Source organism: Corynebacterium sp. LK2590 (assembly GCF_040946105.1).
In the GTDB taxonomy this organism is placed as follows: Bacteria; Actinomycetota; Actinomycetes; order Mycobacteriales; family Mycobacteriaceae; genus Corynebacterium.
Genome location: NZ_JAYWMH010000003.1, coordinates 272,985 through 294,000, shown reverse-complemented (window position 1 = coordinate 294,000; position 21,016 = coordinate 272,985). Strand labels below are relative to the sequence as shown.

Genomic DNA, 21,016 nt, shown 5'->3' with positions numbered 1-21,016 from the left:
ACCAATGAGGGAGGGTTCCCGGCCACCGGCCGGAAACCCTCCCTTTTTCGATCCTCCGCCACTATAGAGCCCCGCCTGGGAACGCGTAGGGGCGTTATCCGCTGTGGTCCATCGTCCACGGAGGTTGTCCAGCTACAGCGGCCTCTGCGCCAGGACGGTGCCTGTGCTTTAGTACATGCGCTGGTCGATAGGGGTGGCCTCGAAGCTGCGCTCGGTGCCATCGAGCGGGTCGGTGAAGCTAAGCTTTGTGGCGGCCAGGTGCATGGGGACTCGGAAGTCCTCGGCGTCCTCCGGGAGGATGTCGGGGTAGATGGGATCGCCCAGGATGGGCGCGTCGGCGGCCCAAAGGTGTAGCCTCAACTGGTGCGTTTTGCCGGTGGTGGGGGCTAGCGTATATTGCGCCAACGGTGGCTGGGGCCCATGGATGGCTTCGAGGACGGTCTTGTCGGTGATGGGCTCGACTTCGACAACATTGGTCTCGGCGTTTGGTGCGCCTTCCTCGATTCGGCCCTGGATTTCGCCCGGGGTCTTTTCCATCCGGCTGCGCCAGACGGTTCCGGGTTTGATGCCAACGTCGGGGGCGATGGCTTGGTAGACCTTGTGGACCTTTCGCTCGGCGAACATGGTTTGGTAGGCCCCGCGGATTTCCCGGCGCTTGGTGAATAGCAGGATTCCGGAGGTGAGCCGGTCCAGGCGGTGGGCGGGGGCCAGTTCATCAATGCCGGTTGTCCGGCGTAGCTGGACGGTCGCGGTTTGCACGATGTGGCGGGCGCGGGGCATCGTCGCCATAAACGGTGGTTTGTTGGCCACTAGTAGGTTGTCGTCCTCGTAGACGACAGGGATGTCGTAGGGTACCGGGGCTTCTTCGGCCGGCATGCGGTAGAAGTAGATGTCCTGGCCGGCGCGGAGGATGGAGTGCGGACTGAGGACCGTCCCATCGCGGAGCACTACGGCCTGGTCGTCGAAGCGGCGCTGGAGAGCGGCGGCATCGTCTTCCGGGTGGCGGTGGCGCTGGCTGGTGATGACGTGTGCGAGGAAGTCCCATGCCGTGATGCCGCCTTCCGGTACCCGCACGCGGGCGGGGTTTAGTCCATTTTGTATCCCTAACGGGCTGTATCCCTTCCGATGATGGGCTATCCTTTGTGACATGGACTTTGATGCACTCCTCGCGCCGGCTCTGGAATTTTCCTCCAATGGTATCGGAGCCGTTCTCCGCGACGTACTGGTGGGCTTGTACACCTTGCTGTTCCCGGCCAATTCCGAAGCTGCTCATATCATCGACTAGTTCGGGGTTAGCCGCGCACGTAAGTTGTTATAACCGGCTATAATTGGTGGTGTAAGGCCCACCGGAGAAAGGACTAAGGATAATGACTAAAGAAGACATTGTTGTCGTTGCAGTAGATGGTTCCGAGGCTTCTCACAACGCCGTTCGGTGGGCGGCTAACACCGCCACCAAGCGTGGCATCCCGCTGCGTATTGCTTCCAGCTACACCATGCCGCAGTTCCTCTACGCGGAGGGCATGGTTCCGCCGAAGGAGCTCTACGACGACTTGCAGAACGAGACCCTCGAGAAGATCGAGGAAGCCCGCGCCATCGCGCACGAGTCCTTCCCCGACCTGAAGATCGGCCACACCGTGGCTGAGGGCTCCCCCATCGACATGCTGCTGGAGATGTCCCACGACGTCACCATGATCGTCATGGGCTCCCGCGGCATGGGCGGCCTGTCCGGCATGGTGATGGGCTCCGTCTCCGCCTCCGTGGTCTCCCACGCGGCCTGCCCGGTGGTCGTCGTCCGCGACGACAACGCCGTCAACGAGGTCAACAAGTACGGCCCGGTCGTCGTCGGTGTGGATGGCTCCGAGGTCTCCCAGAAGGCCACCGAGTACGCCTTCCAGGAAGCCAACGCCCGCTCCTCCGAGCTGGTCGCCGTCCACACCTGGATGGACATGCAGGTCCAGGCCTCCCTGGCCGGCCTGTCCGCCGCCCAGGCTGAGTGGGCAGACGTCGAGAAGGAGCAGGGCGAGCTGCTGGCTGAGCGCCTGTCCTCCTTCCAGGAGAAGTACCCGGACGTGCCGGTCAAGAAGGTCATCGCCCGCGACCGCCCGGTCCGCGCCCTGTCGGATAACTCCGAGGGTGCCCAGCTGCTGGTCGTCGGCTCTCACGGCCGCGGCGGCTTCAAGGGCATGCTGCTCGGCTCGACCTCCCGCGCGCTGCTGCAGTCCGCACCGTGCCCGATGATGGTCGTGCGCCCCGACTCCGAGTAGCCTGAGCGTTCAGCCTAGGCGAAAGCTATTAAGCCATAGTTGCCCGAAATTATGACAGGGCATCTGTGGCTTTTTGCTGTTTTAACGGGCACAATGGGAAGTAGGCGGGCAACTATCTGGGTCCGCCAACGGTAAATTACGAAGTCAAGCGTTCTTTTGGAAGGAATATTATGGGACTGGGACTGGGCTTTTTCATGTCCATCATCGTCGGTATCATCGCCGGCTGGCTGGCAGAAAAGATTATGAAGAAGGATCACGGGCTGGTCACTAACCTGATCGTCGGTGTCATCGGTGGTCTGATTGGTGGCGGCATCCTGTCGCTCATCAACCAGGGCAACCCGAGCAACATCTTCCTGCAGATTATTACGGCCACCGCCGGTGCCTGCATCCTGCTGTGGATCGTCGGCATGATCCGCGGGGGCAGCAAGAAGGAATAATCTAAATTCGCATACAAACCGGTTCGTCTATATTGTGTAGATGAACCGGTTTTTGTTTGTGGAAAGGATAGCCGTGGCAGAAAAGAAATCGCGTCGGAACCGTCCGAGCCCGCGCAATCGACTTCTCGACTCCGCCACCCGCCTGTTTACTACGGAAGGTATTCGGGTCATCGGAATCGACCGCATCCTCCGGGAGGCGGACGTTGCCAAGGCATCCCTGTACTCCCTTTTCGGTTCCAAGGACGCGCTCGTTATCGCTTACTTGGAAAACCTCGACGAGCAGTACCGCGCCGAGTGGAACGAGCGAACCGCCAACGCGAAGGATCCGCAGGAGAAGATCCTGGCCTTCTACGACATGGCCATCGAGCAGGAGCCGGCCAAGGAATTCCGCGGTTCCCACTTCCTCAACGCCGCCGGCGAATACCCGCGCCCGGAGACGGAGTCCGAGCACGGCATCGTCGCGGCCTGTCTGGAGCACCGCCGCTGGATGCATTCCACCATGACCGCCCTGCTCAATGAGAAGAACGGCTACCCCTCGGACGCGCAGGCCAGCCAGCTGCTTATCTTCCTTGACGGCGGGCTCGCCGGGGCCCGCCTCGAGCGCGACGTCACCCCGCTCAAGACCGCCCGCAGCCTGGCTCAGGAGATGCTCTCGGCCCCGCCGGCGGACTACTCCATCTAAGGCTTGGTTTCGCTAGGCCCCTTCCCGGGGGCCTTTTTCTATATCTTCCTCGGGGGCAGGGGAGGTCTCGGCGGCGTCGGCCTCCACCGGTTCCGCATTGCCGGCTGCCGATGCCCCCTGTTGCCCCTCGGCTTCCTCCCGCGCGGCGCGGCGCTCGGCCATGAGCTCGCGGCTGGCCTGCTGCTGCATCTTTCGCCGGGCCTGCTTCTTTTCCTTTTCTTCCTTCTTCTCCGCGCGGTTCGGCTTGTTCTTCCGGTTGGCCCGGAAGTCCTTCCAGCTCTGGCGGCGCAGCTCGTGGACGTCGGTTCCCAGCGGCATCCGGCGCCGCAGGAAAACCTCGAAGACCAGCGTCTGGCACAGGGTGAACAGGTTCGTGCAGGCCCAGTACAAGATGATGGCCACCGGGATGGGGGCGGTCATGGCCAGGTGCCAGAGCATAAACGGCACGAACGGGATGATGATCACGACGAAGTAGAACATGCGCCGCGGCACCTTCTGGTCGAACTGCGTGGTCAAGAACGCGCGGTAGCCGGTGATCATCATGTTCACCGTGGTAAAGATGAGCGCGGCGATGAGCCACGGCATGATGACGTGGCGGACTTCTTCGCCGGTGATGCCGAGCTCCGCGGCCCAATCGTGCGGCATCGAGACGAAGGCCGGCAGCGGGATGCCCATAAACGTCGTCTCGCGGAAGGCCTCGACCTCCTCGGCGCTGAGCAGGCCCACGGTGTCGCCCGTCGACGGGCGCGCCATGCGCAGCACCACCTGGTAGAGGCCCAGGAAGAAGGGCATCATGATGAGCGGCGGGATACAGCCGATGAGCGGCCGGTAGTTGAACTTCTTGTTCAGTTCCTCGGTCTCGACCTGGAGGGCCTTGAACTCCTCGATGGTCGTGGCTTCCTCGGTGCGGCGCTCGATGTCGCGCTTGGCCGGGCGCATGAGCGCGCCGGTGCGCCCCATCTTCACCGAGGACCAGGACAGCGGCGCGATCAGCCCGCGGATGGTGAGGACGAGCAGCACGATGGAGACCAACCACGCGGTCTGGTCATCCAGGAAACTGTGGGTGATGAAGTGCCACAGCTTCATGATTCCGGACACGGGGTACATGAAGATAGTCAGCATGCGCGCAGGCCTTTCCGCAGTCTCTGGTGAATGAGGCAGATCTAGCCTACAGGCGCTACACTATTGCGCATGAATCACACGCGCCCCAGCTGGCAGCAGGTTATGGGAGAACTCTTTATGACCGTCGGGGTGCTGCTGCTGTTGTTCGCCTTCTATGAGGCCTATTGGACCAACCTGAAGTCCGCCGAGCTCCAGGACGAGGCCAACCAGCACCTGGAGCAGCGCTGGAACGAACGCACCAACCCGCGCGGCAAGCTCCACCCGGAGCTGGGCGAGGCCTTTGCGAGGATGTATATCCCCAGCTTCGGTTCCGACTACCACTTCGCCATCCTGGAAGGCACCGACGAGGACGACCTGCTCAAGGGCCCGGGGCGTTACGTTGATAGCCAGATGCCGGGCGAGAACGGCAACTTCGCCGTCGCCGGCCACCGCGTGGGCAAGGGCGCGCCCTTCAACGACCTGGGCAAGCTGGAAACCTGCGACGCCATCGTCATCGAAACCGGGGGCGAGTGGGTGACCTACCGGGTCTTGCCCATCGACGGGCAGCAGGCAGACTGCTTCACGCCGGAACAACAAGAAAAGATCTACGGCGGTGAGTACGCCGGGGCGCCCGGCCGCCACATCACGCTGCCCGGGGATATCGGCGTTATCGCGCCCATCCCCGGGGTCGCGACCGAGGGCGGGCCGGAGCCCACCGAGGCTCTGCTGACGCTGACCACCTGCCACCCGCAGTTCTCGAACGCGGAGCGGATGATCGTCCACGCGATGAAAGTAGACTCGAGCCCAACGCGCCCGGCCGCGATGGAGGAGGAATAGAAACCATGTACCGAGCACTCTGGAACCTCTTGCCGGGGCCTACCCCCGTGAAGGTGCTGCTGGCTATCGCCATCGCCGTGGGCGTGTTCTTCCTCCTCATGGAGGTCCTCTTCCCGGCCATCTCCCCGTTGATGCCGTACAACGGCGTCTCTGTTTAGGCCCGCCTCGCCGCCTAGAGACCGAGGTTGGTGATCGCTTCCCGGGCGATGGACTCGGCCTTGACGGTCTGCAGCTGGTTAGTCCAGACCACTACCGCGCGGTTGTCCTTTTGCACCGCGAAGACCGCCTGGTCGCCCAGGACCCCGCGGCCGCCGGACCAGCCGTCGAACTCGGCGAGCTCCGTGGCATCGACGGGCGCGGCCCAGTCCACGACGTCCATGGCGGCGTCGCGGTCGGGCATCTCGCGGACGATGACGGTCGCCTGGGGGTCCTCCGGGTAGGACCAGAAGATGCAGGCGGGCGTTGAAAACCGGGGGTCGATGGCCTGATCAGTCAGGCGCTGGCCGTTGGTTTCGGCCAGCCACTGGCCGTCCAGGTAGGGGCATTCGCCGGGCTCGGTCGCCTCGGCCGTGGCGTCCACCGGCAGGCCGTCGCCGGGTTGCTCGGCCGCTGGGTTTTCCGGGGCGGTGTCGCTGCTGTTGGCCGGCTGCTCGGCGGCGGGCTGGGCCGGGTCGTCGCTCTCCGGCGCGTCGCTGGACGCGCTGCAGGCCGCGAGGCCCAGCGCCACGATGAGCACGGCGGGAAGTAGGCTTTTGGGCATGAGTACCAGTCTAGAGCACCCATCCGCGGAGAATCTGAGCGATGCGGATGTCCTGCGCAACGGCATCCACATCCTCACCGCCACCTTGCTGGTGATCGCCATCTTCGCCTCCGTGCGGATGCCGCTGGGCGAGGCCGCCGCGAACCTCGTGCTGCTGTCTGCCTTCGCCGCCGTCTACTTCGCCGGCTCCATCTACATGCACCTCTGGCCGTTTACGGTCAAGCTTTTGTGGCTGGCCGCGCTGACCGCCCTGTGGGTGCTGGATCTGACCATCGCCCCGGCCGGCATCTACCTGGTCTTTAGCCTGTTCTTCCTCTACCTGCGCGTGCTGTCGATGTTCTGGGGCGTCATCATGGTGATAGTCGCCGGGGTGATCTCCGTGGTCGTGCAGATCCCCGATGGCCTGACCTTCGGCGGCATCATGGGCCCCGGGGTCTCCGCGGTGGTCACCATCGCCATCTACTACGCCTTCGACACGCTCCACCGCATCAACCTGGAGCGCGAGGAGCTCATCGCCGAGCTCGTGGAGACGCGCGCGCAACTGGCCCAGACCGAGCGCGAGGCCGGCATCAGCGCGGAGCGCCAGCGCATCGCCCACGAAATCCACGACACGCTGGCCCAGGGGCTGTCCTCCATCCAGATGCTGCTGCACGCCGCGCAGCGCGACATCGCCAGCGAGGACCCGGTCCGCGCCAGCCAGCGCATGGACCTGGCGCGCTCGACCGCAGCCGAGAACCTCAAGGAGGCCCGCGCCATGATCGCCGCGCTGCAGCCGGCCGGCCTGTCGGAGACCTCCCTGGCGGGCGCGCTCAAGCGCATGGCGGAGGGCTACGCCGCCACTGGCGAGCTGGAGATGGAGGTCGAGACCGACGGCGAGACCCGCCAGCTGCCGATGAAGGTCGAGGCCGCGCTGCTGCGCATTGCCCAGGGTGCGGCGGGCAACGTCGTCAAGCACGCGCACGCGAGTAGGGCGCGGGTGACCGTGACCTACGAGGACGACGAGGTCCGCCTCGATGTGGTGGACAACGGGCGCGGCTTCGACCCGGAGGAAGTCCGTGACCGGCCAGCCGGGCTGGGGCACATCGGGCTCAGCGCCCTGCAGCGCCGCGCGGAGGAACTCGGCGGGACGATCTCGGTGGAATCCACGCCTGGGTGCGGCACGGCTGTATCTGTTAGCGTTCCCTTGGTAGATTAAACTTTCGGAGGATACGTGTTTCCACAAAAAGGAGAGGCTCCACGTGATTAGGGTTCTGCTAGCTGACGACCACGAAATCGTCCGACTAGGGCTGCGCGCCGTGCTCGAGGAGGCCGACGACATCGAGGTGGTCGGGGAGGTGGCCACGGCCGAAGCGGCTATCTCGGCGGCCCAGGCCGGCGGCATCGACGTGCTGCTGATGGACCTGCGCTTCGGTGCGGGCGTGGAAGGCACCCGCGTGATGGGCGGGGCCGAGGCCACCGCCGCCATCCGCTCCCGCATGGAGCACCCGCCGAAGGTACTGGTCGTGACCAATTACGACACGGACGCGGACATCCTAGGCGCCATCGAGGCCGGCGCGCTCGGCTACCTGCTCAAGGACGCCCCGCCGGCGGAGCTGCTCGCCGCGGTGCGCTCGGCCGCGGACGGGGACTCGGCCCTGTCGCCCATGGTCGCCGACCGCCTGATGACGCGCGTGCGCACCCCGCGCACCTCGCTGACCCCGCGCGAGCTGGAGGTGCTCAAGCTGGTGGCCGCCGGCGCCTCGAACCGCCAGATCGGCCAGGACCTCATGCTCTCGGAGGCCACCGTGAAGTCCCACCTCGTGCACATCTACGACAAGCTGGGCGTGCGCTCGCGCACCTCGGCCGTAGCCGCCGCCCGCGAGCAGGGCGTGCTCTAGACGCCCACCCGCGCCGCCCACCCGGGCGCGCAGGCAAAGCTCAACCCCGGTCCTGCAGGTAGATGCTGGAGCCGGGGTTTTGCTGTGGGCTTAGTTAAGCCGCGTTTTAGGCGGTGGTGAGGCGCTGCTGGATGTCGTAGGTGACGCCGTCGATGTCGGTGTTGATCGACGAGTGCGCGCGACGGCGCTGATCGGCGGTCATGAACTCTGCGTTGTCTGTGGCCGCGTCGAGCTCGTCGAGGCGGTCGCGCACGTCGCGCTTGAAGCCGGCCGGCAGGTCGGTGCCCTCCAGCGAGTTGCGGATGCCCTGGGTGCGGGCCTTCAGGGAGGCGCCGTGGCCGGCAAAGGAGGCGAGCTGGTCGCGGGAGACGCCGGCCTTTTTTGCCTGGCGCTTCTCGTTGTTTTCGCGCAGGGCCACCAGGCCGCGGTAGGCCAGCGGCAGCAGCAGCGGGACGGCCACGCGGGCGGCGCCGGCGTAGCGCTTGACGTTGTCGGAGTTAAAACGGCCGGCCTTGAGCTTCTCCAGCTCCTGCTTGGCCATCTTTTCCTCGTGCTTGCGGCGCTTCTTCAGGCCCTTTTCTTCCGACTTCAGCAAGTTCTTTTCCTGCTTGGCCAGCAGCTTATGCTGACGGCGCTCCGCCTTGGAGGCCTCCTTGACCTCGGCCCGGGCGCGGGCCTTAGCGGCCTTGGCTTCTGCCTTGGCTTGGGCGCGGAGCTTACGAACTTTCTTGAGCAGGCTCATGACTGTGTCCTCACTGTGGTTGAAGGTCGTTGTCTTGGGAACTATTTGTTTGCAGTGTAGTGCTGCATTCAACATTACCTGTCCCAGTCTATTAAGCTCGGGCGGGTGAGCGATTGGTTGACGGCGTCGGATCTGGTGGGGTGCCAGTACCGGCGGGTTCAGGCCCGGCGCTTCCCCGAAATTCCCGCCCCTGCCTCCGCCGCCGCGCGGGCCGACAGGCTGCGCGCCGCCCGCCAAGCCGTCGCTGAACAGCTGCCCCAGCAGGGCAAAAAGGTCCGCCGCAAGGACCTAGGGCCCCTGCCGGCTGACGATGCCTCCCAGCGCGCCGCCGCCACCCAGCGCGCCCTAGGTGGCGCGCACACCCACATCACCGGCGGGGTACTCATCGCCGAGGGGGTAGCCGTCAACGTCGACCTTCTGTTGCGCACCGCGGACGGGATCGTCCCGGTGCTGGTCTCCAACCACCGCGTGGCGCGGAAGAAGCCCGGCAAGACGCTGCCGGGCGTGCCCACCCATCGGCTGGGGCTGAGCGATCCCCTGCCGCTGCCCTACCAGGCGCGCCACCACGTGGCCGACGGCTACCGGCTGGCGCTTGCGGAGCGGACCCTTGGCGAGCAGTACGCGGGCCGGGCCGGGATCATTGGGCAGGACCGCCAGCTGACCTTCTTCACCGAAACGCAGCGCTACCAGGCCGCGCTGGATACCGCCCTGGCCCGCCCGCTGCCTCAGGCGCCGCGCCGGGTCAAAGAATGCGCCAGCTGCCGGTTCTGGCCCGTCTGCGAGCCGGAGTTGGCAGCCGTCGACGACATCAGCCTGTTCTTGCCCGGCGATAAGGCCGACCCGTACCGCGAGCAGGGCATTGACAGCGTCCAGGCGCTTATCGATGCCGATCTCTACCCGGCCTCCCAGCTCGCCGCCGCGTGGCGGGAGGGGATAACGCTGCTGGCCCGCGACGTGCCGACCGTCCCGCGCGCCGACGTGGAGGTCGACGTGGACATGGAGGCCTACCTGGACCAAGGCGCCTACCTCTGGGGTGCGTGGTATGCCGGCGAATACCACCCCTTCGTGACCTGGGAGCCGCTAGGCGGGAGGGCCGAGGCCCACAACTTCTCTGCGTTCTGGGACTGGCTGATGGGCATCCGGGCTCGCGCCCACGCGGCGGGCCAGACCTTCGCGGCCTACTGCTACTCCGCGCACGGCGAGAACCACTGGATGCGCATGTCCGCCAAGCGCTTCGGTCAGCCCGCGTTGGCCGAGGTGGAAAGCTTCCTATCCTCGCCCGAGTGGGTCGACTTGTTCGCCCACGTCAAGGCCCATTTCCTTGGGCCGTCCGGGCTAGGGCTCAAGGCCGTGGCCCCGCACGCGGGCTTTCACTGGCGGCAGGGCGATTTCGCCGGCGAGGAATCCGTGACCGCGCGCCGGGCGGCGCTGCGCGGGGATACCGCCGTGCGCGAGGCACTGCTGACGTACAACGCGGACGACACGCGCGCCACCCGCGCGGTCCGCGACTGGATGAGCGCGGGCGCGCCGGGCGTTAGATACCTCCAAAAACCGCCAACAGCAGCGCCAGGGTCACCAGACCAGCAGTGATCTGCCCCCACTGGGACTCGGTCCCCGGCTCCGGGCCCTCGGCCTGCTTCATCAGCACGGCCTTCTGCGCCTTGACCGCGCGGATCATGAAGATGGGGAAGGCGGCCAGCGGGATGATGCACAGCACCGAGGAGAAGACCGCGAGCCAGGACTTTTGCGTAATCAACCAGATAATGAGCCCGCCGTTAATCAGCGTGGAGCGGAACAGACCGCCGCGGTTCATCTCCTTCAGGCCCGCGCGCACGGCTGCGGGGCCGCCGCCCATCGTCGTGGGCATGATGTAGCTGAGCACACCGATGAGCAGCTGGCCGGCGAAGCCGATGAGCAGTGGCAGCGTCGGCAGCGGATCCGGGTCGCCGCTGATGAAGACCTGGACGGCCAGGTAGACGATGGTCAGCGCCAGCCAGGTCACCGCCGCCAGCACGGAGACCGCCGGGTAGCTGACCCGGTCGCGCGGCTCGGCCAGCACGGCGCCGACGTTGCGCAGCCACTGCTGGAGGCTGGCCAGCCAGCCGGCGGCGTAGACCACCAGGCCCGCGCCGGTTAGCCACGCGAGGCTGCTGAGCGCGCCCGCGATGGTCACGGCGGTGCCCACCGCGAGGAGGATGAGCGTCGGGTTCATCCGCGTGGTGATGCCCTTGGTCCGCCACATGGTGGGGAAGAGCACCGTCAGGCTGGCCGCGGCGGCCAAGCCGACGAAACCGCCGATATTGGCCACCACGTGGGCGGTCAGCAACCGCCCGTACCAGGGCTCGGACAGGCCCATGGACAAGATGGCGCCGAAGAACGCGCCGACGGGCAGGCACAGCGCCGAGCCGACGTAGCCCAGGATGATGGGGCGGAAGCGCTTGGCGCTGTCGATCCCGCGCCACTGCTGGGTCAGGCTAGCGCCGTGCCAGAGCAGCATGGCGCCGACGATGAGTGCGCCCAGCTGCGTGAGGATGAAGTGCAGATCCCAGATGTCGTCGAGGGCCTGGCCGATGATGGCCAGAACCACGCCCACGTTGAGGATGTAGATCCGCCGCAGCTGGTTCGGGCGGGCCGAGTCGGGCAGGCGGGCTTGGACGAATTTCTCGGTCAGGTACTGCGACCAGACGACGATGTTGTTGGTCACCATGCCCAGGGTGAACAGGTGGATGAGCACCCAACGGTAATTAGGGATGAGGGTGTGCACCGCCCCGGCCAGGATGAAGACCATCATCCACAGCGTGATTGGCTTGCTGGCGCGGCGGTGCCAGCTCTTCCCCGACCACTTCTTGTTGGGTATTTTCTCCATAATTTCTCTAGTTTATCCCACCGCGCGCCGCTTCAGCGTTGCGGCGATGGCGATAAGGATCACGGAAACCAGCACGTAGAAGGCCACGAAGATGGACCAGTTGAACGCCCCGAACAGCGTTCCCGCGAAAGCGCCCAGCACCGAGGAGCCGAAGTAATAGCAAAAGACGTACATGCTGGAGGCCTCCGCCCGGTCGTGTTTAGCCACGGCGCCGACCCAGCCGCTGGCCGTGGAGTGGGCGGCGAAAAAGCCCACGGTCAGCAGCAGCATGCCGGCAATCGTTGCCACCAGGGGGCCCAGGGTGAGCGCGATGCCCACGCCGAAGAGCACGCACGCGCCCAGCAGGGTGGTCCCCCGGCCGTGCTCGGCGGCCAGCTTGCCGGCTTGGGCAGACGACCAGGTGCCGAAGAGATAAAGCAGGAAGACGAAGCTGACCAGCGCCTGCGGCAGCCCGAAGGTCTCGATGAGTCGGAAAGAGATGAAGTTGTAGATGGAGACGAAAGAGCCCATCGCCAGCAGGGCGACCAAGAACAGCAGGCCGAGTTCCTTGGTCCGCCAGTGCTCGAGCATGGCGGCGAACTCGCGCCGGGGGTTAAGAGCTTTGGCCGTGAAGTTGCGCTGCTTCGGCAGCAGGAACGCCGCCGCGACGGCGAAGAGGAAGGAGACCAGCGCGGAACCGGCCAGCGCCCAGCGCCACGAGGTCAGCTCCAGCAGGCCAGAGGGGATAAGGCGCCCCATCAGGCCGCCGATGGAGGTGCCGGCGATATACAGGCCCATCGCCCGCGGCAGCGCGCGGGCGTTAAGCTCTTCCGAGAGCCAGACCATCGCCACCGCGGGCGCGCCCGCCATGAGGGCGCCCTGGACGGCGCGCAGCCCGATGAGTAGCGCGGGGCTGGACGCCCACGGCACCGCGAAGCCAACCAGCGTGGCCGCCAGGCAGGAGACCAAAAGGATCCGCCCGCGGCCGAAGCGCTCGGAGAGGATGGAGGCGGGTACCACGCAGACCGCCAGCGCGCCCGTCGCCGCGGAGACCGTCAGCGCGGCCGCCGTGGAGCTCAAGCCCACCTCGCTGACCAGCTCCGGCAGGATGGCCTGGGTGGAATACAGGCAGGAAAAGACCGCCAACCCGACGCAGAGCATGGCGACGGTGGCGCGGGTATTTCGGGGCATGGCTCTCGGCATATTCTCAGCATGCCCGCGCGGGGTCTATGTGTAAAATGTGGAAAATAGCAAGAGTTGATACACTTCCTGCATGAATGTGGATGACCTGCGCGGTTTCATTGCCACCGCGGAGACCGGCGCCGTCGGGGCGGCCGCCGACAGCCTCGGCATCAGCCAACCCACCCTCAGCCGGCGCATCCAACGCGTGGAAAAGGCCGCCGGCGCGAGCCTCTTCGACCGTGTTGGCCACCGCGTGGTGCTCAACAGTCGCGGCGCGGGTTTTCTGCCCACGCGCGCACAGCCGTGGCGGAGCTTTCCCGCGGGACCGCGGAGGTCGCCCGCCTGATGGACCCCGACCGGGGCACGGTGCGCCTGGATTTCATGCACTCGCTGGGCACCTGGATGGTCCCCGACCTCTTGCGCACTTACCGCGCCCGCTACCCGCACGTCGAGTTCCAACTCCACCAAGGCGCAGCCCAAGAGCTGGTCGACCGCGTCCTGGCCGGCGAGGCCGACCTCGCGCTCGTGGGCCCGCGCCCGCTCGATGCCGCCCCGCACGCGCTGAGCTGGGCGCTGCTGGAACGCCAGCGCCTTGGCATTGCCGTGCCCGCCGAGCACTGGGTGGGCAACGCCGATACCGTCACGATGGCGCAGTTCGACGGCGAGCCCTTCATCGGCATGCTGCCGGGCTACGGGACCCGTATGTTCCTGGACGACCTCGTCGCCGCGGCCGACATCACCCCGCGCTTCGTCTTCGAGTCGATGGAGCTGACCACCGTCGCGGGGCTCGTCGAAGCCGGCCTGGGCAGCGCCCTTTTGCCGCTGGAAGACCCGTACCTGCAGGCCCGCAACGTCATCCCGCTAGACCCGCCAGCCTACCGCGAGCTCGGCCTGGTCTGGCGCCCCGGCGACGACGCCCCGGCCGTCGCCCAGTTCCGCGACTTCGCCTGCCAGGCTGAGGGGCGCCCGGCTGCCAGGCCGGGTGTTAGCGGAGGCTAACAGGGGGCTAATCCGGGATGAAAAGGTCCTCGATCGTGCAGTCGAAGAAGGCTGCCAGCTGGAACGCTAACGGCAGCGACGGATCGTAGCGACCTTTTTCCAGGCTGATGACCGTCTGGCGGGATACGCCTAAGGTGTCGGCCAGTTTTTGTTGGGACAGGTTGTGTGTAGCGCGGTACTCGCGTAGCCGGTTGTTCATAGCGCTTAGGACTCGCGCCGCTTGTGGAGCAGGTACGAACCCCAGAAAACGACCGCTAGGAACGTGCCTAGACCGATGGTTAACCAGTGGGCGGAGACCTGGAAGTCCCAGAATACCGAGACCACTCCGAGCGCGCCTACTGCCCACAGGCAGACGTGGAAAGTGCTTTGGGCTGCCTGGTCGTACCAGCGAGACTCGATTGATTTCTCCGGCTGGGCCGGCGCCCCCGCGATGGTTGAGCGGTCTACCAACACAGCCCACCATGCGACGAACCCCACCGGGAACAGGCACGCGGCGTATATCATGACGGTCAACCCGGCGGATACTCCCGTGTGGCCCGTCAGTGTGGTCAGAACCGCGCCAACTATGACCGCGGTCATCGCACCTGCCGCAGCGGAGGTCAACATCAGCTTGCGCTGGCTGCCGCCGGAACGCATCCGGCCGAGGCGTGTTTTCGTTTCCATGGTTTACCCCTTTCCTGGCCTGAGTGACATCGCCGGCTTGCTTCGGCTTTTGGCCTTACTCTGGCCGCGTTTTAGTCAAGTGTGCTTTACGTATACGAGTATATGTTAAGCGTGCTTTACCGTCAAGGGGGCTTTGCTATGTCAATCCATCGGCCTTTGCGCCTGAAGGCGAACGGTGTCCTGGGGATACGCGCAGACCTGGTGGTAGAAGCCGATTTTCCGCGCATCCTACAGGATCGAAAAAGGGCCGACCCCCGCGCGGGGGCCGGCCCTTTAGCTGGAAACGCTGGAAGGCGCTGAGTTGCTTTTCTTACTTCTCAGCGGCAGCCAGGCGCTCGGCAACGTCGTCCCAGTTGACGACGTTCCAGAAGGCCTTGACGTAGTCAGCCTTCACGTTCTTGTACTGCAGGTAGTATGCGTGCTCCCACATATCCAGCATCAGCAGCGGGGTGAAGTTAACGGAAACGTTGCCCTGCTGGTCGGTCAGCTGCTCGATGATGAGCTTGCCGGCGATGTGGTCGTAACCCAGCACGGCCCAGCCGGAGCCCTGCAGGCTGGTAGCAGCGCCAGCGAAGTGAGCCTGGAACTTCTCGAAGGAGCCGAAGTCGCGGTCGATGGCCTCAGCCAGCTCGCCGGTCGGCTGGCCGCCACCGTTCGGGGACAGGTTCTTCCAGAAGATGGAGTGGTTGGTGTGGCCACCCAGGTTGAACGCCAGGTTCTTGGACAGGGCGCGGATGCGGTCAGCGTTAGCCTCGCCGTTGCGCTCGGCCTCGAGAGCCTCGAGTGCAGCGTTAGCACCCTGCACGTAGGTGTTGTGGTGCTTGTCGTGGTGCAGCTGCATAATCTCCGCGGAGATGTGCGGCTCTAGGGCGTCGTAGTCGTACGGCAGGTCGGGAAGTTCGTAAACAGCCATGATTATTATCCTTTCGTTGGGTACGGGCCCCATAATAGGCTGGTTTGTAGATTTCGCAACGAAATTCTTGCAAAAATCTATAAACCCGCAGTACAACTTCAAAATTGTTCGTTGAGATTGTCCCGAAATTAATCCGGAAAGGAACTAAACCATGTCGTGGTTGTTTGGACCGGCGCCGAAGATTGTCGACGCACAAGAAACCCTGCCGGGTCGCGCAGAGCCGGTGCTTCCCGAGCCACAAACGCATGCCGTCCTCGGTACGCCGATTACCGGCCCGTGGAAGGAGGGGCAGCGCTCCCTCCTGCTGGGCATCGGCTGCTTCTGGGGCGTAGAAAAGATGTACTGGGAAACTGGCGGGGTGGAGTCCACCTCGGTCGGTTACGCCGGCGGTAATACCCCGAACCCGACCTACTACGAGGTCTGCCGCGGCCTGACCAACCACGCCGAGGTCGTCGAGGTCACCTACGACCCGCAGCAGATCAGCCTGGAAGAGCTGGTGGTCAAGGCCTTGGAGGCCCACGACCCGACCCAGGGCTACCGCCAGGGCAACGACGTCGGCACCCAGTACCGCTCGGCGTTCTACCCGCGCACGCAGGAGGACAAAGAGGTCATCGAGAAGCTGGTCGAGCGTTACGCGGACAAGCTGGCCGACCACGGCTTCGGCGAGACCACCACCGAGGTAAAGCTGCTCGGCGATACCCCGTCCGGCGAGTACTACCTAGCCGAGGACGAGCACCAGCAGTACCTGGCCAAGAACCCGCACGGCTACTGCCCGCACCACAGCACCGGCGTCAAGTGCGGATAGGGCGGTAGGAGCGCCTAGGCGTCGCGGCGGATGAACTCCTCCATCCGGCGCGCCCGGCTAGGGGTCAGCGCCACGCGGGACTGCGAGCCGAGAACGCTGTCCCAGTACCAGAACATCTCGGAGAAGTAGTTGTGCCCGTGCCCGCCGGGCACGTTGAGGGAGTTGACTTGGTCGAGCCCGATCTGCCAGAAGGTGATAAACGGAGCCCAGAACATCTCCTTGAAGGTGTCGGCGTACGCCGTGTCGGGCTGTGGCTCGTGAATCCAGCCCGGCCGCCGGAAGGCCAGCGCCTTGTCCCACCACACGATGGCATCGGAGGCGTGCTGGGCAATCAGCACGCGCGGGCGCTGCCAGGTCTGCGGGTAGCTGTGGCCGAAAGCGTCGTGCCGGGTGTGCGGGGTGGCTGCGGCGAAGCGGATGTGCTTGCCACCATCGATGACCGGCACGCGCTCCAGGGAGCCGGGATCGCGCTGGAGCTCGGAAGTAAAACGGCTCATGCGGGGCGGGCCGGAAAACACGGCGCCTTCGCAGGCAGCGAGCAGGTCGTCCACGGACTCGTAGTTGTCCAGGATGGCGTAGGCCCCCAGGGACTCGCCGGCGAAGTAGAGCCGCGGGCGGTCGCCCTCCGGCAAGTCTTCCAGGCGGTGCTTGACCGCCGTGATGAGCTCCCAAGCGGCCCGCACGGGCCCGTCCGGATCCACCACGTAGGAAAACACGCTGGCCAGAACGTCGTACTGGAGCGTGACCGTGGCGCAGTTGCCGCGGGTGAGGAACTCGTAGGAGCAGGTGGACCAGTTGTTGAGCCAGCCGGAGCCGGCGGGCATCTGGATGACAATCGTGTTGCGCCAGAACGCGCCGGTGCGCTCCATCTCCGCGATGACTTGGCGGGCGGCGTTGCGGATGGAGCGGCCCGGCACCAGCCCGGCATAGATGCGGATCGGCTCGTGGGCGCGCTCGCAGTCCATCGCTGCCTTGATGTCGTCCGCGCGCGGCCCGCTGGATAGGAAGGAGCGCCCCTGCAACCCGACGGCTGTCCACGGCTCGTAGGACCACGGCGAGCCGGAGCGCTCCGGCTCCCAGGGCATGGTGGACCCCGGGAAAACCGTCCGGTTGAGCTCTTGGGCGCGGGCGGTCACGTTGCGGATCCAGGTCCTAAACAGCACGCGGTTGGACAAGACGAAGACCACCGCCGCCAGGCCGGCCGCGCCCAGTGGCCAGGCCACCAGCGCCGGCAGCCAGCGCCGCAGCCCCTTCGACAGCTGGTCGACGGAGGCCTGCACCGCCTCGCCCAGCAGCAGCAGGCTGCCATATCCCAGGGTGCCCACGACGGTACCGGCCAGGGCCTGGGCCGGGCCGCGGTCGTTGTCCTTGTCCACCAGCTGCGCCTGCTTGCGCTGGTTGCGCACCGACAGCGCGGTCATGCCCGCCGTCACTGCCGCCAGCCCCAGCGCGATCCGGTGCCGGTACTGGTAGGTCAGCCGGTCCTGCGGGCGCTTGCCGATAGAACGCAGGAATTCCTTCGCCACATAGGCCGCGGTCGCGCCCGCCCAGTGGCCGGCCGCCTGCCCGATGGCCACGTTCGCGGCGGTCACCCACCACGGCCGCGGCAGCAGCGAGGGCGAGATGGCCGCCCACGTGGCCAGCTCCGCGCCCAGGATCCCGCCGGCCATGTTCTGTGGCAGCCGGCGCCGCCCGGTCATGCGCACCCCCGGCGTGAGATCGCTTAAGACCTCGAGCGAGAAGATGCCCGCGCGCAGCGCACCGCTAGCGAAGCGGTAGCCCGTGCGCCGGAGGAAGCGTTTCATGCCTGCCATCATTGCAGAACCTCGGCCCCTCTGCAGGACAGCCGGAACGGGGTTAGAGTGTGAAAGGTCGGCTCCAGAGACCTAACCGGGCGGCAGAAGAAAAGAGGTGGCTTGCGCGCGTGGATATCGTGGCTCACCGCGGATATTCCGGCAAATACCCGGAAAACTCCGAGGCATCTTTCGCGGCGGCGCTGCGGTTGGACATCTGGGGCATCGAATGCGACGTCCGCCTGACCCAGGACGGCTACGTGGTGGTCATCCACGACGCCAAGCTGGACCGGACCGCGGACCGCACCGGCGTGATTTCCCGCATGAAGTGGGCGGAGGTCGCCCGCGCGGACATCGGCGGCGGGCAGCGGCCGCTGCTCCTCGACGAGCTGCTCGAACTCGTCCGCGCCACCGACCGGCACCTCTACATCGAGACCAAGCACCCCGGCACCCCGGGCGACGTGCTGGAAGAGCAGGTCGTGCTGCGCCTACGGTATGCGGGCATGCTGAATGATCCGCGCATCCACGTCATTTCTTTCTCGCGCCGGGCCATCCGCCGCATGCGGCAGCTGGCGCCGCAGGTGGACCGCATCTACCTGCGCCGCGACTGGGAGCGCCACGTCAACCGGCGGGACATGCTGCTGCCGGACGCGACGGGCCTGGGCATGTCGCTCATGCGCGCCAAGATACAGCCCTCGGCCATCGGCGCGCACGGGCTGCCGACCTACCTGTGGACCGTGGACCGGCAGGCCGACATCAAGTGGGCGTGGGCCAACGGCGTCGACGTGCTGGCCACGAACCAGCCGGAAGTCGCCCTCCACGCCATTAAGTATTAAACGCCAGGTATCTTAGGGGGCATGGCTAAAAAGAAGAAGAAAAAGGAAGATCTGCCGGAGGGCATGTCCCGCCGGCAGGCCAAGCTCGCCGCCCGCGCGGCCGAGCGCGCTGCCCTAGAAAAGGACCCGCGCCCCTTCGGCGGACTGCAAGCGGAATCCACCTTGGTGGCCATGCAGGAGTTCGTCCCCTCGGCGTACGCGAAGCTGCCGGTCAAGGGCATCGACCGCGACGTGTACCTGGCCACGGTGCTGCCGGGTGCATCGGCGGCGCTCATCCGGGACGACGAGTACGGCGGGGCCGCCTTCGTGGCCCTGCAGGTCCAGTCGCACACCCACAACCCGGGTCGCGACCTGGCCTTCGCCCTGAACTGGGTGAAAAACCACGGCGCGGGCGAGACCCTCGAGTCCACGGCCGCGGACGGTTCGGAGCCGCAGCTCAGCGAGCTTATCGATGCCTCCGTAGACCTCGACGTCGAGGTCTTCCAGGACTTTTCCTGGTGGGTGCCCGAGGGCGCTCCCAGCAACCCGGCCGTCCAGCAGTCCCTGCAGGCCGCCAACCAGTCCGTGGTGGAGACCCACCCGGTCGGCGCCGATATCAGCGGCACCGCCTTCTGGGCCGCCGGCGGCGACAAGTCTTATATCCGCTGGGTCCGCCCCACCGACGACGAGTCCCCTTTCCTCAACGCGATTGCCCGCGTGGCCGCCCGCGAGGAGATGAACCTCGGCGAGGGCACCAAGTTCGCCGGTGTCTTCCGCACCCACGGCGTCATCGCCCCAGTCTTCGACCTGCCGGCCGATGCCGACCCGGCCTCCTTCGAGTCCGAACTCCAGCGCGTCGACGCCGCCCTGGAATCCGAAATCGCTAACGATGCGCAGCTGAGCGCCGACGAGCGCAAGCAGCTGCAGAACCTGAAGTCCCGCCAGGTCACCCTACGCTAACGCAGCGAATCGAAGAGCTGCTGAGCCTGCGCGTCGTCCCACAGGACCACGTTGCCGACCTCGGTGTCCATGAAACCGCCGATGGGGATGGTCTGGGTCTCCACGCCGGTACCCATGGCCAGCGCCACGCGGGCCAGGTGCCAGACGTGCTCGTGCTCGCCCACGATGAAGGACGAGGCCGCGTGGTTGACCAGCGAGACCGTCCTAAACGGGTTAATCAGCGTGGCCGGCGAGGTGATCTTGTCCAGCAGCGCGGCGAAGAATTCGCGCTGGCGGGCCACGCGGTCCAAGTCGCCCATGGCGGTGGCGCGGGTGCGCACGTAACCCAGGGCGGTCGGGCCGTCAAGCTTCTGGCAGCCGGGCTGGACGTCCAGGTTGGCCAGCGGGTCGTTGATGGGCTCGGCCACGCAGATGTCGACGCCGCCGACGGAGTCGACCACGTTGGCCAGCCCGCCCATGCCGATCTCGGCGTAGTGGTCGATGTGCAGGCCCGTGGCGCCCTCGACGGTTTCGGTCAGCAGCTGCGGGCCGCCGTAAGTGAAGGCGGCGTTGACCTTGTCCTGGCCGAAGCCCGGCACGGAGACATAAGAGTCGCGCGGGATGGAGATCAGCTGCGCCTTCCCGCTGGACGGGATGTGCAGCAGCATGATGGTGTCCGTGCGCCCCACCCCGACGTCGCCGCCGGTGCCCAGCTCCGCCTGCTGTTCCTCGGTGAGGCCTTGGCGCGAATCCGAGCCGACCAGCAGCCAGTTGGTGCCGGCGGTCTTGGCCACCTGCTGTTCGGGCATGGCTTCCACGCGGGTCAGCCGCGTATCGGCCCAGAGCATCAGCACCAGGCTGGCGACCACCACGATGGCCAGCACCCAGCCGGCGCAGCCCAGGCAGCCCTTGACCGGGCTGGTGCGCTTGCGGCGCCGGTGCGGACGATGCCCCTCCGGCGGCGCCGGCACCCGGTAGCGGCGCGGGGCCTCCGGCTGCGGCGGGTAGTCCTGGCGGTGTTCTTGGCGGTACTGCTGCTGGTAGTGCGGCTGCGCGTAGGCCGGCAGCGGTTTCTGGCGCGGCGGCTGCTGCTGTGCCTGCTGCTGGGGCTGCGCCGGGGGAACCTGCCGCGGCGGCGTCTGCCGCGGTGGCGTTTGCCGGGGAGGCGTTTGCCGCGGCGGGGCGGCATGTGACGCGGCCTGCGAGCCTGTGGGCCGCTTGCGGATGGGCCGGCCGTAGCGGTCTTTCAGGATGCGACCGTCCGCCCCGCGCACGAAGTCATCGCCGGCGCGGCGGGATTCCCGGTCATGGTCGCGTCCTGAATAATTCATGCGCTATAGCCTACAAGGCGCCCGCGCCCAG

The 21,016-nt window shown here is 66.3% G+C and carries 23 protein-coding genes and 1 pseudogene; 13 read left to right on the top strand and 11 right to left on the bottom strand.

Features of this window, described 5'->3' with window-relative positions:
* Positions 1 to 168 precede the first annotated feature (168 nt).
* Positions 169 to 1,149: a pseudouridine synthase gene (locus VVR85_RS06035; protein WP_368520039.1), complete on the bottom strand. Its 981-nt coding sequence runs from the start codon at positions 1,147 to 1,149 to the stop codon at positions 169 to 171.
* Here VVR85_RS06035 and VVR85_RS06030 point away from each other — a divergent pair.
* The 4 genes from VVR85_RS06030 (at position 1,148) to VVR85_RS06015 (ending at position 3,383) form a co-directional block, all read left to right on the top strand.
* Entirely contained in the window at positions 1,148 to 1,285 is a 138-nt protein-coding gene (locus tag VVR85_RS06030) for a hypothetical protein (RefSeq protein WP_368520038.1), read from the top strand. The two genes, VVR85_RS06035 and VVR85_RS06030, sit on opposite strands and share 2 nt — an antisense overlap.
* 82 nt (positions 1,286 to 1,367) lie before the next feature.
* Positions 1,368 to 2,264, top strand: coding sequence for a universal stress protein (locus VVR85_RS06025; RefSeq protein ID WP_368520037.1), 897 nt, complete (start codon positions 1,368 to 1,370; stop codon positions 2,262 to 2,264).
* 170 nt (positions 2,265 to 2,434) lie between these two features.
* A complete protein-coding gene (locus VVR85_RS06020; protein WP_368520036.1) occupies positions 2,435 to 2,701 on the top strand; it encodes a GlsB/YeaQ/YmgE family stress response membrane protein in 267 nt (88 codons plus the stop codon).
* A 73-nt stretch (positions 2,702 to 2,774) separates the two neighbouring features.
* Positions 2,775 to 3,383 (top strand): TetR/AcrR family transcriptional regulator, encoded by a 609-nt coding sequence (locus VVR85_RS06015; RefSeq protein WP_368520035.1) that lies wholly within the window; start codon positions 2,775 to 2,777, stop codon positions 3,381 to 3,383.
* 12 nt (positions 3,384 to 3,395) lie between these two features.
* On the opposite strand, the gene yidC is transcribed toward VVR85_RS06015, so the two are convergent.
* Positions 3,396 to 4,505 carry a membrane protein insertase YidC gene (gene yidC / locus VVR85_RS06010; protein WP_368520034.1) on the bottom strand — a complete coding sequence of 370 codons (1,110 nt, stop codon included), beginning with the start codon at positions 4,503 to 4,505 and terminating at the stop codon, positions 3,396 to 3,398.
* Between the two features lie 69 nt (positions 4,506 to 4,574).
* Here yidC and VVR85_RS06005 point away from each other — a divergent pair, with 69 nt between their 5' ends.
* On the top strand, positions 4,575 to 5,321 hold the full coding sequence (locus VVR85_RS06005; RefSeq protein ID WP_368520033.1) for a class E sortase: 747 nt from the start codon (positions 4,575 to 4,577) through the stop codon (positions 5,319 to 5,321).
* A gap of 5 nt (positions 5,322 to 5,326) precedes the next feature.
* Entirely contained in the window at positions 5,327 to 5,479 is a 153-nt protein-coding gene (locus tag VVR85_RS06000) for a hypothetical protein (protein ID WP_368520032.1), read from the top strand.
* Between the two features lie 14 nt (positions 5,480 to 5,493).
* On the opposite strand, the gene VVR85_RS05995 is transcribed toward VVR85_RS06000, so the two are convergent.
* Positions 5,494 to 6,081, bottom strand: a complete 588-nt coding sequence (locus tag VVR85_RS05995) for a DUF2020 domain-containing protein (RefSeq protein WP_368520031.1) — start codon at positions 6,079 to 6,081, stop codon at positions 5,494 to 5,496.
* Here VVR85_RS05995 and VVR85_RS05990 point away from each other — a divergent pair.
* Positions 6,080 to 7,276 (top strand): sensor histidine kinase, encoded by a 1,197-nt coding sequence (locus tag VVR85_RS05990; protein WP_368520030.1) that lies wholly within the window; start codon positions 6,080 to 6,082, stop codon positions 7,274 to 7,276. The two genes, VVR85_RS05995 and VVR85_RS05990, sit on opposite strands and share 2 nt — an antisense overlap.
* Before the next feature lie 43 nt (positions 7,277 to 7,319).
* Positions 7,320 to 7,958 (top strand): LuxR C-terminal-related transcriptional regulator, encoded by a 639-nt coding sequence (locus VVR85_RS05985; protein WP_368520029.1) that lies wholly within the window; start codon positions 7,320 to 7,322, stop codon positions 7,956 to 7,958.
* 106 nt (positions 7,959 to 8,064) lie between these two features.
* Here the strand turns inward: VVR85_RS05985 and VVR85_RS05980 are convergent, their stop codons facing one another.
* Entirely contained in the window at positions 8,065 to 8,700 is a 636-nt protein-coding gene (locus VVR85_RS05980; protein WP_368520028.1) for a DUF6474 family protein, read from the bottom strand.
* A gap of 105 nt (positions 8,701 to 8,805) precedes the next feature.
* Between VVR85_RS05980 and VVR85_RS05975 the strand changes: the two genes are divergently transcribed.
* Entirely contained in the window at positions 8,806 to 10,290 is a 1,485-nt protein-coding gene (locus VVR85_RS05975; RefSeq protein ID WP_368520027.1) for a TM0106 family RecB-like putative nuclease, read from the top strand.
* On the opposite strand, the gene VVR85_RS05970 is transcribed toward VVR85_RS05975, so the two are convergent.
* Both VVR85_RS05970 and VVR85_RS05965 read right to left on the bottom strand, forming a co-directional pair.
* On the bottom strand, positions 10,235 to 11,566 hold the full coding sequence (locus tag VVR85_RS05970) for a copper oxidase (protein ID WP_368520026.1): 1,332 nt from the start codon (positions 11,564 to 11,566) through the stop codon (positions 10,235 to 10,237). The genes VVR85_RS05975 and VVR85_RS05970 overlap by 56 nt on opposite strands.
* Before the next feature lie 12 nt (positions 11,567 to 11,578).
* On the bottom strand, positions 11,579 to 12,736 hold the full coding sequence (locus VVR85_RS05965) for an MFS transporter (protein ID WP_368520025.1): 1,158 nt from the start codon (positions 12,734 to 12,736) through the stop codon (positions 11,579 to 11,581).
* An 82-nt stretch (positions 12,737 to 12,818) separates the two neighbouring features.
* On the opposite strand from VVR85_RS05965, the pseudogene VVR85_RS05960 reads away from it, so the two are divergent.
* Positions 12,819 to 13,726 (top strand): annotated as a pseudogene (locus VVR85_RS05960) (LysR family transcriptional regulator).
* Positions 13,727 to 13,733: 7 nt separating this feature from the next.
* Here the strand turns inward: VVR85_RS05960 and VVR85_RS05955 are convergent.
* From VVR85_RS05955 to VVR85_RS05945, 3 genes are all read right to left on the bottom strand, one after another.
* A complete protein-coding gene (locus VVR85_RS05955; RefSeq protein WP_368520024.1) occupies positions 13,734 to 13,925 on the bottom strand; it encodes a helix-turn-helix transcriptional regulator in 192 nt (63 codons plus the stop codon).
* Positions 13,926 to 13,930: 5 nt separating this feature from the next.
* Entirely contained in the window at positions 13,931 to 14,389 is a 459-nt protein-coding gene (locus tag VVR85_RS05950; protein WP_368520023.1) for a hypothetical protein, read from the bottom strand.
* A 310-nt stretch (positions 14,390 to 14,699) separates the two neighbouring features.
* Positions 14,700 to 15,302, bottom strand: coding sequence for a superoxide dismutase (locus tag VVR85_RS05945; RefSeq protein WP_368520022.1), 603 nt, complete (start codon positions 15,300 to 15,302; stop codon positions 14,700 to 14,702).
* 151 nt (positions 15,303 to 15,453) lie between these two features.
* Here VVR85_RS05945 and msrA point away from each other — a divergent pair, with 151 nt between their 5' ends.
* Entirely contained in the window at positions 15,454 to 16,107 is a 654-nt protein-coding gene (msrA, locus tag VVR85_RS05940; protein WP_368520021.1) for a peptide-methionine (S)-S-oxide reductase MsrA, read from the top strand.
* 14 nt (positions 16,108 to 16,121) lie between these two features.
* Here msrA and VVR85_RS05935 read toward each other — a convergent pair whose 3' ends face one another.
* Complete coding sequence (locus VVR85_RS05935; RefSeq protein ID WP_368520020.1) at positions 16,122 to 17,921, bottom strand: alpha/beta-hydrolase family protein; 1,800 nt, start codon at positions 17,919 to 17,921, stop codon at positions 16,122 to 16,124.
* Between the two features lie 110 nt (positions 17,922 to 18,031).
* Here VVR85_RS05935 and VVR85_RS05930 point away from each other — a divergent pair, with 110 nt between their 5' ends.
* On the top strand, positions 18,032 to 18,736 hold the full coding sequence (locus VVR85_RS05930) for a glycerophosphodiester phosphodiesterase family protein (RefSeq protein WP_368520019.1): 705 nt from the start codon (positions 18,032 to 18,034) through the stop codon (positions 18,734 to 18,736).
* Between the two features lie 21 nt (positions 18,737 to 18,757).
* Positions 18,758 to 19,675: a DUF5926 family protein gene (locus VVR85_RS05925; RefSeq protein ID WP_368520018.1), complete on the top strand. Its 918-nt coding sequence runs from the start codon at positions 18,758 to 18,760 to the stop codon at positions 19,673 to 19,675.
* Here VVR85_RS05925 and VVR85_RS05920 read toward each other — a convergent pair.
* The gene (locus VVR85_RS05920) at positions 19,672 to 20,985 is read right to left on the bottom strand and encodes an LCP family protein (protein WP_368520017.1); all 1,314 of its coding nucleotides are present in this window, start codon (positions 20,983 to 20,985) and stop codon (positions 19,672 to 19,674) included. The two genes, VVR85_RS05925 and VVR85_RS05920, sit on opposite strands and share 4 nt — an antisense overlap.
* Between the last annotated feature and the right edge of the window lie 31 nt (positions 20,986 to 21,016).

Excerpts from the sequence above, each read along its gene's own strand:
- VVR85_RS06030 (WP_368520038.1), top strand. The coding sequence starts at position 1,148 with ATGGACTTTGATGCACTCCTCGCGCCGGCTCTGGAATTTTCCTCCAAT.
- VVR85_RS06035 (WP_368520039.1), bottom strand. The coding sequence starts at position 1,149 with ATGTCACAAAGGATAGCCCATCATCGGAAGGGATACAGCCCGTTAGGG.
- VVR85_RS06025 (WP_368520037.1), top strand. The coding sequence starts at position 1,368 with ATGACTAAAGAAGACATTGTTGTCGTTGCAGTAGATGGTTCCGAGGCT.
- VVR85_RS06020 (WP_368520036.1), top strand. The coding sequence starts at position 2,435 with ATGGGACTGGGACTGGGCTTTTTCATGTCCATCATCGTCGGTATCATC.
- yidC (WP_368520034.1), bottom strand. The coding sequence starts at position 4,505 with ATGCTGACTATCTTCATGTACCCCGTGTCCGGAATCATGAAGCTGTGG.
- VVR85_RS06005 (WP_368520033.1), top strand. The coding sequence starts at position 4,575 with ATGAATCACACGCGCCCCAGCTGGCAGCAGGTTATGGGAGAACTCTTT.
- VVR85_RS06000 (WP_368520032.1), top strand. The coding sequence starts at position 5,327 with ATGTACCGAGCACTCTGGAACCTCTTGCCGGGGCCTACCCCCGTGAAG.
- VVR85_RS05990 (WP_368520030.1), top strand. The coding sequence starts at position 6,080 with ATGAGTACCAGTCTAGAGCACCCATCCGCGGAGAATCTGAGCGATGCG.
- VVR85_RS05995 (WP_368520031.1), bottom strand. The coding sequence starts at position 6,081 with ATGCCCAAAAGCCTACTTCCCGCCGTGCTCATCGTGGCGCTGGGCCTC.
- VVR85_RS05980 (WP_368520028.1), bottom strand. The coding sequence starts at position 8,700 with ATGAGCCTGCTCAAGAAAGTTCGTAAGCTCCGCGCCCAAGCCAAGGCA.
- VVR85_RS05970 (WP_368520026.1), bottom strand. The coding sequence starts at position 11,566 with ATGGAGAAAATACCCAACAAGAAGTGGTCGGGGAAGAGCTGGCACCGC.
- VVR85_RS05965 (WP_368520025.1), bottom strand. The coding sequence starts at position 12,736 with ATGCCCCGAAATACCCGCGCCACCGTCGCCATGCTCTGCGTCGGGTTG.
- VVR85_RS05955 (WP_368520024.1), bottom strand. The coding sequence starts at position 13,925 with ATGAACAACCGGCTACGCGAGTACCGCGCTACACACAACCTGTCCCAA.
- VVR85_RS05950 (WP_368520023.1), bottom strand. The coding sequence starts at position 14,389 with ATGGAAACGAAAACACGCCTCGGCCGGATGCGTTCCGGCGGCAGCCAG.
- VVR85_RS05945 (WP_368520022.1), bottom strand. The coding sequence starts at position 15,302 with ATGGCTGTTTACGAACTTCCCGACCTGCCGTACGACTACGACGCCCTA.
- msrA (WP_368520021.1), top strand. The coding sequence starts at position 15,454 with ATGTCGTGGTTGTTTGGACCGGCGCCGAAGATTGTCGACGCACAAGAA.
- VVR85_RS05935 (WP_368520020.1), bottom strand. The coding sequence starts at position 17,921 with ATGGCAGGCATGAAACGCTTCCTCCGGCGCACGGGCTACCGCTTCGCT.
- VVR85_RS05925 (WP_368520018.1), top strand. The coding sequence starts at position 18,758 with ATGGCTAAAAAGAAGAAGAAAAAGGAAGATCTGCCGGAGGGCATGTCC.
- VVR85_RS05920 (WP_368520017.1), bottom strand. The coding sequence starts at position 20,985 with ATGAATTATTCAGGACGCGACCATGACCGGGAATCCCGCCGCGCCGGC.